This is a genomic window from Flavobacterium cauense R2A-7 (assembly GCF_000498475.1).
GTDB classification, from domain to species: domain Bacteria; phylum Bacteroidota; class Bacteroidia; order Flavobacteriales; family Flavobacteriaceae; genus Flavobacterium; species Flavobacterium cauense.
This window is the reverse complement of sequence record NZ_AVBI01000019.1, coordinates 250,701-268,709: the sequence shown is the minus strand read 5'-3', so window position 1 is coordinate 268,709 and position 18,009 is coordinate 250,701. Positions and strand designations below refer to the sequence as shown.

16 protein-coding genes are annotated in these 18,009 nt (G+C 37.7%); 7 read left to right on the top strand and 9 right to left on the bottom strand.

Annotation, left to right across the window (positions count from 1 at the left end; genetic code table 11):
* Nucleotides 1-2: 2 nt before the first annotated feature.
* From FCR2A7T_RS11240 to FCR2A7T_RS11225, 4 genes are all read right to left on the bottom strand, one after another.
* The gene (locus FCR2A7T_RS11240; RefSeq protein ID WP_023571419.1) at nt 3-890 is read right to left on the bottom strand and encodes a pirin family protein; all 888 of its coding nucleotides are present in this window, start codon (nt 888-890) and stop codon (nt 3-5) included.
* A gap of 3 nt (nt 891-893) precedes the next feature.
* A complete protein-coding gene (locus tag FCR2A7T_RS11235; protein WP_023571418.1) occupies nt 894-1,508 on the bottom strand; it encodes a hydrolase in 615 nt (204 codons plus the stop codon).
* A 29-nt stretch (nt 1,509-1,537) separates the two neighbouring features.
* Nucleotides 1,538-1,852, bottom strand: a complete 315-nt coding sequence (locus FCR2A7T_RS11230; RefSeq protein ID WP_023571417.1) for a GNAT family N-acetyltransferase — start codon at nt 1,850-1,852, stop codon at nt 1,538-1,540.
* A 91-nt stretch (nt 1,853-1,943) separates the two neighbouring features.
* Nucleotides 1,944-2,822: a pirin family protein gene (locus FCR2A7T_RS11225; RefSeq protein ID WP_023571416.1), complete on the bottom strand. Its 879-nt coding sequence runs from the start codon at nt 2,820-2,822 to the stop codon at nt 1,944-1,946.
* A 186-nt stretch (nt 2,823-3,008) separates the two neighbouring features.
* Here FCR2A7T_RS11225 and pyrR point away from each other — a divergent pair, with 186 nt between their 5' ends.
* The 6 genes from pyrR (at nt 3,009) to FCR2A7T_RS11195 (ending at nt 7,373) form a co-directional block, all read left to right on the top strand.
* Complete coding sequence (pyrR, locus tag FCR2A7T_RS11220; protein WP_023571415.1) at nt 3,009-3,560, top strand: bifunctional pyr operon transcriptional regulator/uracil phosphoribosyltransferase PyrR; 552 nt, start codon at nt 3,009-3,011, stop codon at nt 3,558-3,560.
* Nucleotides 3,561-3,690: 130 nt separating this feature from the next.
* Nucleotides 3,691-4,617 (top strand): aspartate carbamoyltransferase catalytic subunit, encoded by a 927-nt coding sequence (locus tag FCR2A7T_RS11215; protein ID WP_023571414.1) that lies wholly within the window; start codon nt 3,691-3,693, stop codon nt 4,615-4,617.
* Nucleotides 4,618-4,705: 88 nt separating this feature from the next.
* Complete coding sequence (locus FCR2A7T_RS11210; protein ID WP_023571413.1) at nt 4,706-5,038, top strand: hypothetical protein; 333 nt, start codon at nt 4,706-4,708, stop codon at nt 5,036-5,038.
* A 71-nt stretch (nt 5,039-5,109) separates the two neighbouring features.
* Nucleotides 5,110-6,015, top strand: coding sequence for a ribonuclease Z (locus FCR2A7T_RS11205; protein WP_023571412.1), 906 nt, complete (start codon nt 5,110-5,112; stop codon nt 6,013-6,015).
* A 48-nt stretch (nt 6,016-6,063) separates the two neighbouring features.
* Nucleotides 6,064-6,708 (top strand): pyridoxamine 5'-phosphate oxidase, encoded by a 645-nt coding sequence (gene pdxH, locus FCR2A7T_RS11200; protein WP_023571411.1) that lies wholly within the window; start codon nt 6,064-6,066, stop codon nt 6,706-6,708.
* Between the two features lie 155 nt (nt 6,709-6,863).
* Nucleotides 6,864-7,373: a CAP domain-containing protein gene (locus FCR2A7T_RS11195; protein ID WP_023571410.1), complete on the top strand. Its 510-nt coding sequence runs from the start codon at nt 6,864-6,866 to the stop codon at nt 7,371-7,373.
* Between the two features lie 108 nt (nt 7,374-7,481).
* On the opposite strand, the gene FCR2A7T_RS11190 is transcribed toward FCR2A7T_RS11195, so the two are convergent.
* Nucleotides 7,482-7,976: an SRPBCC family protein gene (locus tag FCR2A7T_RS11190; RefSeq protein WP_035118296.1), complete on the bottom strand. Its 495-nt coding sequence runs from the start codon at nt 7,974-7,976 to the stop codon at nt 7,482-7,484.
* On the bottom strand, nt 7,973-8,293 hold the full coding sequence (locus tag FCR2A7T_RS11185) for an ArsR/SmtB family transcription factor (protein WP_035118518.1): 321 nt from the start codon (nt 8,291-8,293) through the stop codon (nt 7,973-7,975). Before FCR2A7T_RS11185 ends, FCR2A7T_RS11190 begins: the two co-directional genes overlap by 4 nt.
* Before the next feature lie 351 nt (nt 8,294-8,644).
* On the opposite strand from FCR2A7T_RS11185, the gene FCR2A7T_RS11180 reads away from it, so the two are divergent.
* Nucleotides 8,645-9,154, top strand: coding sequence for a CAP domain-containing protein (locus FCR2A7T_RS11180; RefSeq protein WP_023571407.1), 510 nt, complete (start codon nt 8,645-8,647; stop codon nt 9,152-9,154).
* A gap of 113 nt (nt 9,155-9,267) precedes the next feature.
* On the opposite strand, the gene FCR2A7T_RS11175 is transcribed toward FCR2A7T_RS11180, so the two are convergent.
* From FCR2A7T_RS11175 to FCR2A7T_RS11165, 3 genes are read right to left on the bottom strand one after another with little or no spacing between them, the layout of a single operon-like run.
* Nucleotides 9,268-11,196 (bottom strand): OmpA family protein, encoded by a 1,929-nt coding sequence (locus tag FCR2A7T_RS11175; protein WP_023571406.1) that lies wholly within the window; start codon nt 11,194-11,196, stop codon nt 9,268-9,270.
* 11 nt (nt 11,197-11,207) lie between these two features.
* On the bottom strand, nt 11,208-12,116 hold the full coding sequence (locus tag FCR2A7T_RS11170) for a PorP/SprF family type IX secretion system membrane protein (RefSeq protein ID WP_023571405.1): 909 nt from the start codon (nt 12,114-12,116) through the stop codon (nt 11,208-11,210).
* A gap of 49 nt (nt 12,117-12,165) precedes the next feature.
* Nucleotides 12,166-17,910 (bottom strand): T9SS C-terminal target domain-containing protein, encoded by a 5,745-nt coding sequence (locus tag FCR2A7T_RS11165; RefSeq protein WP_023571404.1) that lies wholly within the window; start codon nt 17,908-17,910, stop codon nt 12,166-12,168.
* Nucleotides 17,911-18,009: the final 99 nt, after the last annotated feature.

Sequence of the window (18,009 nt, the reverse complement as noted above, 5' to 3'; positions counted from 1 at the left end):
AATTATTTAAAGTTTTTTAAAGCGGGTGGAAGTGGAACAAATTCCGTTTCGCCCGGAACTTTTGGAAAGGTTTGGTTTTCCCAGTCGGTTTTTGCTTTCTCAATCCGTTCTTTACTGGAAGAAACAAAATTCCAGAAAATAAAGCGTTCTTCCGGAAAAGCCTCGCCTCCAAAAATATAAACGGTAGTGTTTTCTGCCATTTCAAATTCGCAAAGCTTACTGTCTTTAGCGATTAAAATTTGCTTCGATTCGAATACATTTTCGTCGCTTTTAATGCTGCCTTCTAAAATATAAAGGGCACTTTCGCCAAATAAATCCGCTCCGATTGTAACTTTTTGTGCCGACGTTGATTTAATTTCCAGAAAATACAACGGACTGTAAACCGGAACAGGTGATTTTCGGCCAAATGCTTCACCGGCGATTAATTTGAAGGAAAGTCCGTTTTGTTCCCAATGCGGAATATCGTCTTTTTCAATGTGAGTAAAACTTGGTTCCATTTCTTCCAGTTCTTTTGGAAGCGCTACCCAAATTTGTAAACCATGAAGCATTTTTTCCAAGTCTCTTAGGTATTGCGGCGTTCTTTCGGAATGTACAATGCCTTTTCCTGCAGTCATCCAGTTTACGGCTCCGGGTTTTATTTCCATTTCGGTTCCCAAACTGTCTTTGTGCATAATACTTCCCTCAAAAAGATAGGTAAGGGTAGACAAGCCGATATGCGGATGTGGAGCAACATCAAAATTTTCTGATTCAGTTAAATAGGTAGGCCCCATGTGATCTATGAAAGCAAACGGACCAACCGTTCGTTTTTCTTTGAAAGGAAGTAATCTGCCAACCATGAAATTTCCAATATCGGCGGCGCGTTCTTCAATAATTAATTGTACGTTCGACATAGTTTAATGTATTTTTCCATCTTTAAATAATACCTGAAAAAAGCCGTGTACGGTTTCCTCACGGTTCCAGTCGCGTTGTAATTCGCAAAGTAATTGGTTTACCGAAATTAATTGCGCACCTGCTTGTTCTATTCTTCTTAATGCAATATTGTGTGCTTCAGGCGATGTTCCGCCAACAGCATCGGCTACCGGAAAAACTTCGAAACCTTCTTTTAGTGCGTCTAATGCCGGAAAAGCCAAACAAGCTTCTGTCCAGAGTGCGGCCATAATCAATTTCTTTCTTCTGGTTGCTTTCACGGCTTCGTAAAATTCTTTGTCTTCCCAAGCGTTTATGCTGGTGCGGTCGTAGGACGCGTTTTCGGCTAAAACTTCTTTTAACGGAGCAATAGTATCCTGATTTCTTCCTGTTTGTACATTTACCGTCGATAAAATTACGGGAATATTGTACACTTTTGCAGTTTTGGCCAAACGTACAATCTGTTCCGTCAAATAGGTTTGATCCATCGATTTAATTGAAGAAACCTGAATGGGCTGATAATCAATAATAATTAGTGCTACATTTTCAGGACTTAACAAATGATCGTTTTTGGGGTCGCGAATGGGTGTTGTACTGCTCATGTTATTATAATTTAAAGATTGTGATTGTGTTATTCTTCAAAACCTTTGAAATTTTCATCTACAATGCGTTTCCATTCCGGATGTCTTTTGATATACGCAAATACTAACGGACAAAGCGGAACAAGTTTGTAATTGTGTTGTTCTATATATTCCAATGTTTTTTCGATTACGGCTGTAGCGGCGCCTTTGCCTTCCAATTCGGGTTCAACTTCCGTATGGATTAAAGTGATTTTTCCCGGACGTTCTTTATAGTCGATAAAAGCTTTATGACCTTCAAAAGTAATCTCAAAACGATGGTTTTCTTCGTTTTTGTATAGTGGTATGTTTTCGAATTCTGGTTTCATTTTTAGATTTTTAGATAGTTGGAATTTTAGATAATGGGTTAATTATTAAAAAAGCAACAACCTATTTAAAAGATTGTTGCTTTTGATTGTATTAATTTTCAAGATGACCGAATTTCCCGTTGTTGAAATCTTCAATTGCCTGAATGATTTCTTCTCTGGTATTCATTACAAACGGACCATGAGGGAAAATCGGTTCATTAATCGGCTCTCCGCTTAATACCAAAACTATTGCGTTTTCTAAAGCTTCTATAGTAAAATCTTCGCCTTCATTTTCGAATAAAACGAAATGGTCGGTTGGAACGGTTTTTTCATCATTTACTTTTATGCTGCCTTCAATAACAAGTAATGCGGTGTTGTAACTGGCCGGGAACGAAAACGATGCTTTTCCGCCTTTGTTCAGTTTTGCATTTTGCATGTTTACCGGAGTGAAGGTGGCCGCCGGACCTTTTACTTCTTTATAATTTCCGGCAATTACTTCGATAAAACCAGCGTTGTCCGGAAGGGTATAAATTCCCATTTCACTATTTGCAATTGCCTGATATTTTGGTGCACTCATTTTGTCTTTTGCCGGTAAATTCACCCAAAGCTGTACCATTTGGAACTCACCACCGGTTTTACTGAATTCTTCTTCGTGGTATTCTTTGTGTAAAACTCCGGAAGCCGCGGTCATCCATTGCACGTCGCCTTCACCAATGATTCCGCCGCCTCCGGCACTGTCATGATGGGCTACTTTTCCTTTGTAGGCAATCGTTACGGTTTCAAAACCTCTGTGCGGATGCACGCCAACACCTTTTGGAATTTCCGATGGCGGAAAATGATATTTGGAATTGTAATCCAACATGATAAACGGACTCATACGTTCCATATCCAAACGAAAACCACTCGGGATGAAGTTGTGTACTCTGAAACCGTCACCCACGAAATGCGGTGCTCTTGGCTCGGCTACTAATTCTATTTTTTTTGTTGCCATGATGTTCTTCTTTAATTTTGGTACACAAAGTTACAGCATCAAATCAGCGAAAGCACTTAATTTAGATTAAGAAATAACTTATGTCATTTAGAGAAAAATATTCTTTAAAGTTACTCAATAATCAGTGATAATCTTTCAGATTAAGAAATTTATCGTATTTTTACACACCAAACACAACACTTCATTATGAGTCAAAAAATATTGCTCACTTCTAAAGAAGTCAATATCATTCTGCATCGTTTGGCCTGTCAGTTAATCGAAAAACATCTCGATTTTTCAAACACTATTCTTATTGGAATTCAGCCGAGAGGTAAGTATTTAGCGGAAAGAATCAAGCAAATCCTTGAAGATGAGTACAACATTAAAAACATCCCGTTAGGTTTTTTGGATATTACTTTTTTCAGAGATGATTTCAGAAGAAACGAAAAACCAATGGAAGCCAATAAAACCCAAATCGACTTTTTAGTAGAAGATAAAAAAGTGGTTTTCATAGACGATGTTTTATACACCGGTCGCAGTATTCGAGCAGCTTTAACCGCAATTCAATCCTTTGGAAGACCATCGGGAATTGAACTTTTAACACTTATCGACAGACGTTTCAGTCGTGATTTACCCATTCAGCCGGATTATCGCGGAAGACAGGTAGATGCGATTAACAACGAAAAAGTTATCGTACACTGGAAAGAAAACGATGGAGAAGATCAGGTGCTTTTAGTAGCGAAAGAAGTTAAAAGTTAAAAGAGAGAAGGGAAAAGAAAAAATAAGAAGCTGAAACAAAATTATAATTATATGTTTCAATCGTTTAATCTTTAAATTTTTCAATCTTTCAATTATAAAATTACAACAACACAACAACACAACATTAACGATGAAAGAGCTAAGCGTCAATCATTTACTTGGAATAAAATACATCAACAAAAACGACATCGATTTAATCTTCGAAACTGCCGATCAGTTCAAGGAAGTAATCAACCGTCCGATTAAAAAAGTACCTTCATTACAACACATTACCATCGCCAATATTTTCTTCGAAGACAGTACGCGTACTAAACTTTCATTCGAATTGGCACAAAAAAGGCTTTCTGCCGATGTAATGAGTTTTTCGGTAGCACAATCCTCTGTTAAAAAAGGGGAAACGCTAATTGATACCGTAAACAACATCCTTTCGATGAAAGTAGATATGGTGGTAATGCGTCATAAAAATCCGGGAGCGGCTCATTTTCTTTCCCAAAATGTTAAGGCAAGTATTGTAAATGCCGGTGACGGAGCACATGAACATCCAACGCAAGCCTTACTGGATAGTTATTCCATTCGTGAAAAATTAGGTGAAGTAGGAGGTAAGAAGGTAGTTATTGTAGGGGATGTGCTGCATTCCCGAGTTGCCCTTTCAAATATCTTCGCATTACAAATGCAAGGTGCTGAAGTTATGGTTTGCGGACCTAAAACGTTAATTCCTAGATACATTACAGAATTAGGCGTAAAATATGAACCAAACCTTCGTAAAGCATTAGAGTGGTGTGATGTTGCTAATATGCTCCGCGTTCAGAACGAGCGTTTGGATGTAAACTATTTCCCTTCTACAAGAGAATATTCCCAGCAATATGGCGTAGACAAAGCGTTATTAGATTCTTTAAACAAAGAAATCGTAATCATGCACCCGGGACCAATTAACCGCGGAGTTGAAATCACTTCTGATGTGGCGGATTCATCACAATCGGTTATCCTAAATCAGGTTGAAAATGGGGTAGCAGTTCGTATGGCGGTTATTTATTTATTGGCGCAGAAGATTAAGTAGTTCTTAAACTTAAAAGTCGAATGACAGAAAGTTGTTGAGATTAAAAAAACTCAGTACCTTAGCAACTCAGCTACTAAGCCACTTAAACATGAAAGTAGATCACAAAATACACACCACTATAATTAAAGATACCGAAGGTAATGTTTCGGAATTCCTTAAAAAAGTTACAGACCAATACGAATCGTTTAAAGAGCGTAACCTAATTTTGGATGTAACCCACGATAAATCAGTAGATGTAAAAGCTATCAAAACGTTTTCTGATTTGTCCAAAAAGCATAAAAAAGCTAAAAAATCATTCGTAATTGTGGCCGAAAATATCGATTTTAATGAGATTCCGGATTCATTATTGGTAGTTCCGACGCTTTTGGAAGCACACGACATGATTGAAATGGAAGAAATCGAACGCGATTTAGGATTCTAAAATTAGTGAGCAGTGGTCAGTTTACAGTATTTATTAACTGTAACTGAAAACAACGCCTGAAAACTCTATAAATGAAACTCACAATATTAGGCTGTTATGCAGCGACTCCCAGAACGATTACCAATCCGACTTCCCAGGTTTTGGAAATTAAAAATCGTATGTTTTTAATTGATTGCGGAGAAGGAACTCAGGTACAGCTTCGAAAAAATAAAATCAAGTTTTCCCGTATAGAACATATCTTTATTTCGCATTTGCACGGCGATCATTTTTATGGTTTGGTTGGACTGATTTCAACCTTTATGTTGCTGAATCGTCAAACCGATTTACATGTTTACGGACCTAAAGGAATAAAAGAGGTAATTCTTCTACAGTTAAGATTATCAAATTCTTATACTGGTTATAATCTTTATTTTCATGAACTGGAAAGTGCGGAAAGCGAAGTCGTTTTTGAAGACGAAAGAGTTGTGGTAAAAACGATTCCTTTAAAACACAGGGTATACACGAACGGTTATTTATTTCAGGAAAAAAACAGGGAACGAAAACTAAATATTGATGCGATTTTAAATCATGATATCGATGTGGTTTATTATCAGAAAATAAAATATGGTGGCGATATTACGCTGGAAGACGGAAGAGTAATTCCAAACGAAAAACTGACTTTCGATCCTGAACCGGCGATGAGTTATGCTTTCTGTTCTGATACGGTTTATGACGAAAATATTGTTCCGATTATTGAAAACGCCACGGTTTTATATCATGAAAGTACGTTTTTAGATTCTGAAGAACATTTAGCTGAAAAAACCATGCATTGTACTGCAAAACAAGCGGCTGCCATCGCAAAGAAAGCAAATGTGGAACACTTGATTTTAGGACATTATTCTACCCGTTACGAAAGCATTGAACGATTTAAAACCGAAGCGGAAACCATTTTTCCGAATATCCTTCTGGCCGATGATGGTCGTGAATTTGAATTCTAGCTATAAAACTTAGTACCTTAGTAACTCAGAACCTTAGAACCTTCACAAATGTCTGACTTAAGCAATTACCGAAAATCATATGAAAAAAGCGAACTTCTGGAAACCAATATTCCGGAAGATCCTATGAATTTATTTCACCGTTGGTTTTATGAAACCGAAGATTTGGGCGGAATAGAGGAGGTGAATGCCATGACCGTTTCTACCATTGGTTTGGATGGATTTCCAAAGGCCAGAGTAGTGTTGCTTAAAAAGTTTAATGAAGAAGGCTTTATTTTCTACACTAATTATAATTCCGAGAAAGGGAAAGCTTTGGCACAAAATCCACATGTTTGCCTTTCTTTCTTTTGGCATTCGATGGAGCGACAAGTGATTATAAAAGGAATTGCCGAAAAAACTGCTGAAATCATTTCCGATAATTATTTCGACAGCCGTCCCGATGGCAGTAAATTAGGCGCGATCGTTTCCCCGCAAAGCGATGTTATTCCATCCCGTGAATTTTTAGAACAGCATCTCAAATCATTGGAAAAAGAATTCGAAAACAAAGAAATTCATCGTCCAAAACATTGGGGAGGTTATCTTGTTAAACCGATTTCGGTTGAGTTTTGGCAAGGTCGTCCTAACCGATTGCATGACAGAATTCGTTATCAGCTTCAGGACGATTATAATTGGAAAATTGAAAGGTTATCTCCTTAAATATCAATAAATTATATTTAAATGTTAAAATTTTGTGCGTTTCATCGATTTTATTTGCTTATAATCGATTTTAACGTACATTTGTCTCGTTATCAATTAGTTATGAAAAAATAATTGATTTCAAAACAAAGCAATAACATTTAAATTTTGAGTTTATGAGAGTAACAATTTTTCGCCCCATATCGATCATTGCCCTGCTTATAACTTTTGCTTCTTGTTCTACAGAAAGTGCAGACGAAACGCCACAGGCTGAAACGTCTTCCAATTATACGATAAACAATAATTACACTTACAGTCAGATTGAAAACGATGTGGCCGATTTAGTAAATCAATACCGCATCAGCAAAGGATTAAATCCGCTGGAAAAAATAAATCATATTTCAAACGTTTCCGAAGGTCACGACGAATACATGATTTCGATTAATACGTTAACACACGCCCTTTTTGCCCAAAGAGAGGAGAATTTAAGAACTACTTTAGGAGCTGTTGCTGTAGGGGAGAACATTGCCTACAATTATTCTACCGCACAATCTGTGGTAACGGCCTGGATAAACAGTCCGGCTCATAAAGCAAACATGGAAGGCGATTACACTCATTTCGGAATTGCGGTTAAAACCAATCCCGAAGGAAAATTGTACTTCACTAACATGTTCATCAGAAAGTAATTTACAGGAAAATATCTGTTTAGTTTCTGGGTTTTAATAATCCCAAAAATGAAAAAGCATTCGCCCAAACGAATGCTTTTTTTAATTTAATGTATTTGAAATTCCGTTTTATGACAACGTCTCCAATAGTTTTTCCAAATTGCTTACACTCATCATAAATCCTTCCTTGAAACCCATTTCGATCATTCTTTCCATTCGTTCCAAAGATTCATTGTAAATTGTAATACACACTTTCGTGTTGCCGTTATGCTCGCTAAATTTATAATCCCAATCAGAACCGGGTAACTGCGGATTTTCATCTTTATCTGCAAATGCATTAAACATCTTAAAATTGGTTTTTGGCGTAATGGAAGTGTATTCCTGAATGGCCCAATGTTCTAATCCTTCCGGACTTACCATGGCATAAAATCGTTTTCCGCCGACTTCAAAATTCATATATTTCGTTTTTGATGTCCATGGTTTTGGAGCTACCCATTGGTCCAGAAGTTCTGCTTTTGTGAAGGCATCCCAAACCAACGAAAGCCCGGCAGCAAATTCTCTGTTGATTATTACCGTTTTTGATGCTTTGTCTACGGTGAAATCAGATTGCAAATTGTTGTTCATTTTTTCTGGTTTTTAATAGTTGATAATAAATCGTCCAGCTGTCTGAATTTGGTTTCCCAAATTTTTCTGAATTGTTCCAGCCAGATATCGATATCTTTCATTTTGGCTACTTCAAGCTTGTAATAGATTTCTCTGCCTTTTTGTTCTTGGGTTATCAAATCACATTCGGTAAGTATTTTTAAATGTTTTGAAACGGCTTGTCTGCTTGTATCAAAATGTTCTGCAATGGCATTAGGTGTCATTGCCTGCATTGCGATAAGCCCGATAATCGCTCTTCGGGTAGGATCTGCAATAGCCTGAAATATGTCTCTTCTTATTTCCATAATGCTTATACGCTACTATATGGTTGCAAATATACGTGCAATTATTTGGTTGCACAAGTAATTAACAATACAATTTTATTTAAACTAATGATAATGAGGTTGGTATCGATTTGTACTAAATGCAAAGAGAAACATTTTAATCTTTTAAGCAATCATTTTCTTAAATCAAATTTAGTTTTATGTGGTTGTTATTCCGTATTTTAACTTTAAATGTTAAAATTAAATGCATTTCGTCGATTTTATTTGCTTATAATCGATTTTAACGTACATTTGTCTAGTTATCAATTAGTTACACAAAAAAACAATTGATAGTGAGATAAGGCATAACATTTAAATTTTGAGTTTATGAGAGTAACAATTTTTCGCCCCGTATCGATCATTGCCCTGCTTATAACTTTTGCTTCATGCTCTACAGAAAGTGCAGACACAACGCCACAAGCTGAAACGTCTTCCAATTATACGATAAACAATAATTACACTTACAGTCAGATTGAAAACGATGTGGCCGATTTAGTAAATCAATACCGCATCAGCAAAGGATTAAATCCGCTGGAAAAAATAAATCATATTTCAAACGTTTCCGAAGGTCACGACGAATACATGATTTCGATTAATACGTTAACACACGCCCTTTTTGCCCAAAGAGAGGAGAATTTAAGAACTACTTTAGGAGCTGTTGCTGTAGGGGAGAACATTGCCTACAATTATTCTACCGCACAATCTGTGGTAACGGCCTGGATAAACAGTCCGGCTCATAAAGCAAACATGGAAGGCGATTACACTCATTTCGGAATTGCGGTTAAAACCAATCCTGAAGGAAAAATGTATTTCACCAACATGTTCATCAGAAAATAACCTTAGTTAAAAATATGTGTTTAGTTTCTGGGTTTAAATAATCCAAAAAAGAAAAAGCATTCGCCTGGCGAATGCTTTTTTATTAAAGTAATTGTAACAAAAAATATAAAGAATTAATCCATGCTTAAGACAATAAATTCACTTCGTCTGTTTTTTTGATGATCTGCCTCAGAGCAGTTTACACCATCGGAACAACCATTGATGAGTTGTGTTTCTCCAAAACCTTTCGCAGTTAATCTGCTTCGGTCGATACCGTTTTTAACCATGTATTCTAAAGTAGATTTTGCTCTTCGATCCGAAAGTCTTTCGTTATATTTATGTGTTTGACGACTGTCGGTGTGCGAACGAATGTCGACTTTCATTTTAGGATATTTCTCCATTACAGCAATAATTTTTTCCAAATCTACTGCAGCATCGGGGCGGATATTCCATTTGTCCAAATCGAAATAAATAATACTGATGTCGAAAATTTTAGCAAGATCGGTGCCGTTTTCGATAGGCATTACACGTTTTTCCAAAGCGATATCAGCTCGGGTTTCTCCAGATTTTAAAGGAACGGAAACATTAATTTCTTTGGTCTCGTAATCGGTTTTTTCAGCTCTTACGTAATACTTTTTATCACATTCGATATTTTCTTCAAAAGCAAAATCACCTTTATCATCCGCTTCTACAGCTTTTATCAGTTCCATATTCGCATCAAAGAGGGAAACTTTTGCACCCGGCAAAGCCAGAGCGGTTTGCATATCGGTAATCGTTCCTCTTATTAATTGCTCACAAACATTTTCTTGAAACTTGTAAATATCATCAGAACCTACGCCGCCATCACGGTTGGAAGTAAAATAGCCTACATGCGTTTTAGTGTTTACGATGTAACCGAAATCGTCTTTCGGACTGTTAATCGGCGCACCAACGTTTCTTACTGAAGTATAACTTCCGTCTTTATTCATTTTCGCTTCGAATACATCCAAACCGCCAATTCCTAAATGATCATCGGAAGAAAAGTACAAAACGTTCTTATCTGTCACATATGGAAATGTTTCACGTAAAGGCGAATTGATTCCGCTTCCAAGATTTTCCGGTGTGCCAAAAGTACCATCTCCATTTATTGCTACTTTAAAAATATCCGATGCTCCCAATGTTCCGGGCATATCCGATGAAAAGTACAGTGTTTTTTCATCTGCACTCAAAGCAGGGTGGGCAACACTGTAATTGTCATTATTAAACGGAAGTTCTTTGATGTCTTCCCATTTTCCGTCTTTTAAAGTCGCTTTATAAATTTTGAGTTTGTTTACTTTATCATCGCTTTTTCCTTTTTTTCCTTCATTGTAATTGTTTCGGGTAAAATAAACGGTATTTCCGTCTTTTGTGAAAACCGGAGTCGCTTCATGAAATTTAGAATCCAGCTCTTTTGCAAATTCTTGTGCATCACTGAGTTTACCGTCATCTGCTACTTTTGCAGTATAAAGTTTCGTGAAATACTGCCCCGTCCAACTGTGTTTTTTCTGGAATACGTCTTTTGTTTTTCTTGCCGAGGTGAAAATAACGTCAGCTCCTTTAAACATTGAACCATAATCCGAAAACTCGGTGTTAATTCCGGCGTTTTCAACAACATATCGATCTGAATTTTTTCGTAATTCATCAAGATAGTTTCTATTTTTCAACATTTCTTCTCCTGCTTTATCATTAGTTTTCTGATAAAATTTTAACTGATATTCATCGGCTTTTTTATAGTTTCCAATTGATTTTAAGGATTGTGAATATCTGAAATAATATTCGGCAGGAACATCTTCTGTCATGGCAAACAATTCGGAATACCATTTTTCGGCTTTATCATATTCACCATTGAAATAATATGAATTTCCGAGTTTTTCAAATAAATCTACGGATTTATGACCTTTTTCTGCTACTTTTTCATAAACTTCGATAGCATCGATGTAGGCATAATTATCATATTTTTTATCTGCTCTTGCCTGTTTCCCAATCTGAGAATATATAGTACCTATACTGAATAAGGTAATTATAAGTAGTGCTTTAATTTTCATAACATTTCAATTTAGAAGAAACGAGGAGTTAACATTTTAGAATTACTGAACAATTCAAATCTCAGGAAAATCTCGTGAGAACCGGAATTATAATTCTGTAATCGAGTAGTTTCTCTATCATATCCATATCCGATGAAGATTGAATTTGATATTTGAAATCCTGCCAGCGCACTCCAGGCGGCGTCCCATCTGTAGGCAGCTCCAAGAGTTAGTTTGTCGTAAATTAAAAAGTTCAGAGAACCATCAGCTTGTAAGGGCGCACCTTCAACAGCTTTTGCAAGTATCGAAGGTTTTATTTTTAAATTCTCTCCGACATCAAAAACATAACCTGTGATAAAATAATAATGCAGTTTTTCCTGTGTAATTGAAACCGAATTGTCTTTGTAATGGTTGGTTTCAAAAAAGTTAGGAACAGATAAACCAGCATAAAATTTATCAGAATAAAGGTAAATTCCTGCGCCTACATTCGGACTGAAATCATTGCTTAGATTTTGAAACTGTGGGTCATTCTGATCCTGAATTTTTAGTTTATTGACATCAAGATTAAAAAGATTTGCTGTTCCTTTTAAACCGAAAGCAAGTTTATAATTTTCCGACATAGGAATCGCATAGGATAAATCTGCCGAAATTGCACTTTCATTGGCAGGACCGATTCGATCGTTTACGAAAGAAAGTCCGATACCAAAACTTGAGTCTCCAATAGGGGAGTTTATTGAAAACGCATTTGTTGTAGGTGCTCCGTCCAATCCTATCCATTGGCTTCTGTGTAATCCGAAGATACTCAGAACTTCTCTTGAGCCGGCATAAGCCGGATTTATATTAATGGTATTATACATATACTGTGTATACTGTGAGTCTTGTTGCGAATAACCCATCATACCTATTAATCCTAAAACGAGTGTTATTAATTTTGTTTTCATGTTCACTAATTTAAATTAAATTGGTAAATAATTAATAGTATTATGAGAATTATCTGTTTAAATACAAGTACCCTGACTTGTCATGCCAAGCTCCAGTCTCATTATCTTTGTATTTCATGATGTAAAAATAAGTTCCATCAGGTAACTCTTCACCGCGGTTAAAAGTAGATCTTCCGTCTGATTTTCCATCAAAGAAAACGGTCGTGTTATTGTATCCGTTTTTATCGAATACCAATATTCCCCAACGGTTATAAATCTGTACATTGTTTTCAGGATAACATTCAAGGCCTTCAATCACAAATACATCATTTAAACCATCATTATTTGGAGAAACCGCATTGTATACAGTAATTGTACAGGCTGCCAAAACTCCGCAATCGTCAACAACATGAATATAGAACTCCAAGGTTCTTGGACATGCAGTTTGTTCCGTAGTCAGAATATATTGAATTGTATAATATCCTGCAGCTAATTGTGTAACATCCAAAGTATTATTCTCATGATTGAATAAATTATCCGGTACATTTACACCAACCCATTGTCCGCCCGGTTCTGTTCCTTCCGGAAGCAAAGACATTAAATTATAATTTGCATAAGCAGAATCATTATTACACAATTCCGGATTGTCGGCATCAAAATAATCCTGAATAGTTACGTGAATTATTTGTGAAACTACAGTAACGTTACCACAAGCATCTGTTGCGGTCCATGTTCTTATCAAATCATAAGTTTGTTCCGTTACACTGTCCTGATCAACATGTTCTTCGTAAACAACGGTTACACTGCCGCCACAATTGTCAGAGAAACTTAACTCTGGTGCAGCCGGAATATCAATACATGCTGATGTTATTTCCGGTGTTAAATTACTGTCGAGCGTTGGAGGCGTTTGATCAGAAACGGTAATCACTTGAGATAGAGAAGAGCTGTTTCCACATTCGTCTATGAAAGTCCATGTTCTTGTTACCACAAATGAATTCGGACAATTACCTTCTACAACTGAGTCGACAGCTTCAGCCACAATATTTCCGGAGCAGTTGTCAACAGCAGTAAGCGATAATGGTCTAGGCAATTCCGAAGCACATGAAATATTCAAATTAGCAGGAGCTTCAGGCAAGACAGGTGCTGTCTGATCGGATACGATGATATTCTGACTCACTGATGATGTATTTCCACATGCATCGACAAAAGTCCAGGTTCTTACTATAGAATAAGAATTTCTACATTCCCCTAAAGAGATTTCATCAGAGCCCATTACAGTTATTTGACCTGTACAGTTATCGGTTGCAGTTAACGAAACCATTTCAGGGATTTCACCACTACAAGCAACAGTTACATCAGCCGGCGCTTCCGGAGCGATAGGAGCAATGTTATCGTTAACATTAATGGTTTGTGATACGGAAGAAGTGTTTCCACAAGCATCCACAAATGTCCAAGTACGAGTTACTACGTATGAATTAGCACAGTTTCCAGGAGTTACAGAATCAACTCCTGCAACAGTTATTGGTCCATAACAAGCATCGTTTGCTGTTAAGGAAACCATTTCTGGGATTAAGGATCCACAAGAAACGGTTACATCAGCAGGAGCTTCCGGTACAACAGGTGCAATATTATCGTTAACATTGATTGTTTGTGATACGGAAGAAGTGTTTCCACAAGCATCCACAAATGTCCAAGTACGAGTTACTACGTATGAATTAGCACAGTTTCCTGGCGTTACAGAATCAACCCCGGCAACAGTTATCGGTCCATAACAAGCATCATTAGCAGTTAAGGAAATCATTTCAGGAATTAATGAACCACAAGAAACAGTTACATCAGCAGGAGCTTCCGGTACAACAGGTGCGATATTATCGTTAACATTGATTGTTTGTGACACGGAAGAAGTGTTTCCACAACCATCCACAAATGTCCAAGTACGAGTTACTACGTATGAATTAGCACAGTTTCCTGGCGTTAAAGAATCAACCCCGGCAACAGTTATTGGTCCGTAACAAGCGTCGTTTGCAGTTAAGGAAACCATTTCTGGGATTAAGGATCCACAAGAAACAGTCACATCAGCCGGAGCTTCCGGAACAACAGGTGCAATGTTATCGTTAACATTGATTCTTTGTGATACGGAAGAAGTGTTTCCACAAGCATCCACAAATGTCCAAGTACGAGTTACTACGTAAGAATTAGCACAGTTTCCAGGAGTTACAGAATCAACTCCGGCAACAGTTATCGGTCCATAACAAGCATCGTTTGCAGTTAAGGAAACCATTTCTGGGATTAAGGATCCACAAGAAACGGTTACATCAGCAGGAGCTTCCGGTACAACAGGTGCAATATTATCGTTAACATTGATTGTTTGTGATACGGAAGAAGTGTTTCCACAAGCATCCACAAATGTCCAAGTACGAGTTACTACGTAAGAATTAGCACAGTTTCCAGGAGTTACAGAATCAACTCCGGCAACAGTTATCGGTCCATAACAAGCGTCGTTTGCAGTTAAGGAAACCATTTCTGGGATTAATGAACCACAAGAAACAGTTACATCAGCAGGAGCTTCCGGTACAACAGGAGCAATGTTATCGTTAACATTGATTGTTTGCGATACAGATGCAGAATTTCCACAAGGATCTGCAAAAGTCCATCTACGAGTAATTACGAATGAATTTGGACAATTTCCAGGAGCAATAGTGTCAACTCCCGGAACGGTAATTTGTCCGGCACAAGTATCGGTGGCAGTTAATGAAATCATTGGTGGTACCAAATCGATACAGGATACTGTAATATTCGCCGGAGGAGTAGGTAATACCGGACTGGAAGAATCATTTACATTAATAGTCTGACTAACGGAAGAAGAATTGCCACAAGAATCTGTAAACACCCAAGTTCTTGTCACTGTAAAACTTCCGGAGCAGCTTCCGCTTGTTAAAGCATCTGTTCCTGATACAGTTATTGGACCATTACAAGCATCGTTAGCCGTTAAAGATATCATTTGCGGAATATCACCACTACATGACACCGTAATATTAGCAGGTGCTTGCGGAGGAACCGGAGCGGCAATGTCCTGAACATTGATGGTTTGCGAAGCAGTAGATGAATTTCCACAAGCATCTGTAGCGGTCCATGTTCTGGTTATAGAATAAGATCCTGAACAGCTTCCTTGAGTTCTCACATCATTAAAAGTCAAAGTAAATGCGGAACCACAATTGTCTGAAGCCGTAGCTTGAGCGAATTGAGGTACTGCCGGACAGTTAATGGTTGATGGCGCAGGTAAGGCTGCAATTACAGGAGCAGTAATATCCTGAACATTGATAGTTTGAGAAGCGGTTGATGAATTTCCACAAGCATCTGTTGCAGTCCATATTCTTGTTACAGAATAGGATCCGGCACAATTTCCAGGTGTTCTCACATCATTAAAAGTAAGTGTAAATGAAGAACCACAATTGTCTGAAGCTGTTGCTTGAGCAAATTGAGGGACAGCCGGACAGTTAATGGTTGATGGAGCCGGTAATGCAGCAATCACGGGAGCTGAAATATCCTGAACATTGATAGTTTGAGAAGCGGTAGATGAATTTCCACAAGCATCTAAAGCAGTCCATGTTCTTGTTACGGAATAGGATCCTGCACAATTTCCGGGAGTTCTCACATCATTATAAGTTAACGTAAAAGCGGAACCACAATTATCTGTTGCAGTAGCTTGCGCAAATTGCGGTACAGCCGGACAATTAATCGTTGATGGAGCTGGTAACGCAGCAATTACAGGAGCAGTAACATCCTGAACATTTATAATTTGAGAAGCGGTAGATGAATTTCCACATCCATCTGTGGCAACCCAAACGCGGATTAAGGTATAACTTCCGGCACATTGTCCCGGCACATTTTTATCAATATAGGTTAGTGCTACACTGGAACCACAAGCATCAGTTGCTGTTGCCTGAGCAAATTGCGGTACAGCCGGACAATTAATCGTTGATGGAGCCGGTAATGCAGCAATTACAGGTGCGGTAACATCCTGAAAGTTTATGGTTTGCGATGCTGTAGATGAATTTCCACAAGCGTCTAAAGCAGTCCATGTTCTTGTAACAGAATACGATCCTGCACAACCGCCCGGTGTAGTTACATCGTTAAACGTTAATGTAAATGCCGATCCACAATTGTCTGTTGCCGTTGCTTGTGCAAATTGCGGTACAGCCGGACAATTAATCGTTGATGGAGCCGGTAATGCAGCAATTACAGGAGCTGAAACATCCTGAACATTGATGGTTTGTGATTTTGTTGATGAATTTCCACAGGCATCTGTTGCAGTCCATGTTCTTGTAATAGAATAGGAACCAGCGCAATTCCCTGGAGTTCTTACATCATTAAATGTTAATGAAGCTACAGAACAATTATCCGTTGCGGTTGCCTGAACAAATTGCGGTACTGCCGGACAATTTATGGTTGACGGAGCCGGTAATGCTGCAATAACAGGTAATGTTGTATCGTCTATGGTTATAACTTGCTGATCTGAACCAATATTACCGCAAGCATCTGTTAATCTGAAAGTTCTGGTAACAATAGTAGGGCAAGTTCCTGAAGCAACATCCTGATAAGTTACAGATGTTATTGCAGATGCATCGGTATAACTTCCGCCGGCCGCTGTAAATTGTGCTAATGTAATACTTGCCAAAGTTGTTGAATACGGCAGTAAACCTTGTGATGCAATTGACGCTGTTCCGCAACCCTCAATCGATAAATCGTTAGGTGCAGTTACAACAGGATTGGAAGTATCCCCAATGCCAATTGTAAAACTTTGTGCTTTTGTACAACCAAAGGCATCGGTTACGGTAATTGTATACGTTCCAGGAGCAAGACCGGAAATATCCTGTGTAACTGCTCCAGTATTCCATGAGTAAGTGTAAGGTGCTGTTCCTCCATTTACCGAAACATCAATGGAACCATTGCTTTGGTTTGAACAATTTGCACCACTTACAATTCCAGAGATTGAAATTGGATTAGGTAAATTAATCACTTGTGAATAAGTACTTACCAAATGATTTGGTAAATTTGAATCCGTTACAGTTAAAGTAGCTGTATAAGGTCCTCCGGGATAGGCATAGTTGTGAACAGGATTTTGTTGAGTAGAAGTTGTTCCATCCCCAAAATTCCATAAATAAGAATAAGGCGTAATACCTCCAGAAGTTTGATTGTTAAAAGTCACCGTTGATAGGTTTCCAGAAGTACAAACAGTATAAGTATATTCTACTGCTAAAGGAGCGGCAACAATCATACAGCTTCCAAACTCACATTGAGACTTACTGTAAGTGTTACAATTGTAAGAACTTAACTCGGGGTCATTTGCGTTTCCACTGGTTTGCCACACCGCTAAAATTCTGCACAAGGATAATTCTTGTCCGCAAGTCCACGTAAATGGGCCATAAATTTGACGTTGTCCGGCACCCGGCGCAACACTTCCAAGATAGGCATTAATTGGAATTATAACTCCGTCAATTGATAAGTCAGCAAAAATTCTGGTTTGAGTAATATTGCTGTTTGAATTAGAAGTATAATTCAGCATCACATACATTTGTTGTGACACTCCCGGGGTACAGGTTGTATTTGATAACGGAACCCCATTAACATTGGTAAGACTAAGGAAAACCTGATCCAAAGTATAATTGTTAGACGTACAGTTAAAATAGTCCTCATAATAATTAGGTGCAGTACCACACAAACGTAAGTCTGGTTTTTGAGGAGTAAATTGCGAAAAGACATTGTTAATTCCTAACAGGATAAATAACAACAGTAAGGTAATTTTTGGTTTCATGGACAATTACTTTATTAATTGAAACTTTAATAAAACAGTAATGAAAAACACAAATTTTAGAGGTCAGAAATCCGTTTGCGATACAAAAAAGTATGCAAA

Excerpts from the sequence above, each read along its gene's own strand:
- FCR2A7T_RS11240 (WP_023571419.1), bottom strand. The coding sequence starts at position 890 with ATGTCGAACGTACAATTAATTATTGAAGAACGCGCCGCCGATATTGGA.
- FCR2A7T_RS11235 (WP_023571418.1), bottom strand. The coding sequence starts at position 1,508 with ATGAGCAGTACAACACCCATTCGCGACCCCAAAAACGATCATTTGTTA.
- FCR2A7T_RS11230 (WP_023571417.1), bottom strand. The coding sequence starts at position 1,852 with ATGAAACCAGAATTCGAAAACATACCACTATACAAAAACGAAGAAAAC.
- FCR2A7T_RS11225 (WP_023571416.1), bottom strand. The coding sequence starts at position 2,822 with ATGGCAACAAAAAAAATAGAATTAGTAGCCGAGCCAAGAGCACCGCAT.
- pyrR (WP_023571415.1), top strand. The coding sequence starts at position 3,009 with ATGAGTCAAAAAATATTGCTCACTTCTAAAGAAGTCAATATCATTCTG.
- FCR2A7T_RS11215 (WP_023571414.1), top strand. The coding sequence starts at position 3,691 with ATGAAAGAGCTAAGCGTCAATCATTTACTTGGAATAAAATACATCAAC.
- FCR2A7T_RS11210 (WP_023571413.1), top strand. The coding sequence starts at position 4,706 with ATGAAAGTAGATCACAAAATACACACCACTATAATTAAAGATACCGAA.
- FCR2A7T_RS11205 (WP_023571412.1), top strand. The coding sequence starts at position 5,110 with ATGAAACTCACAATATTAGGCTGTTATGCAGCGACTCCCAGAACGATT.
- pdxH (WP_023571411.1), top strand. The coding sequence starts at position 6,064 with ATGTCTGACTTAAGCAATTACCGAAAATCATATGAAAAAAGCGAACTT.
- FCR2A7T_RS11195 (WP_023571410.1), top strand. The coding sequence starts at position 6,864 with ATGAGAGTAACAATTTTTCGCCCCATATCGATCATTGCCCTGCTTATA.
- FCR2A7T_RS11190 (WP_035118296.1), bottom strand. The coding sequence starts at position 7,976 with ATGAACAACAATTTGCAATCTGATTTCACCGTAGACAAAGCATCAAAA.
- FCR2A7T_RS11180 (WP_023571407.1), top strand. The coding sequence starts at position 8,645 with ATGAGAGTAACAATTTTTCGCCCCGTATCGATCATTGCCCTGCTTATA.
- FCR2A7T_RS11175 (WP_023571406.1), bottom strand. The coding sequence starts at position 11,196 with ATGAAAATTAAAGCACTACTTATAATTACCTTATTCAGTATAGGTACT.
- FCR2A7T_RS11170 (WP_023571405.1), bottom strand. The coding sequence starts at position 12,116 with ATGAAAACAAAATTAATAACACTCGTTTTAGGATTAATAGGTATGATG.
- FCR2A7T_RS11165 (WP_023571404.1), bottom strand. The coding sequence starts at position 17,910 with ATGAAACCAAAAATTACCTTACTGTTGTTATTTATCCTGTTAGGAATT.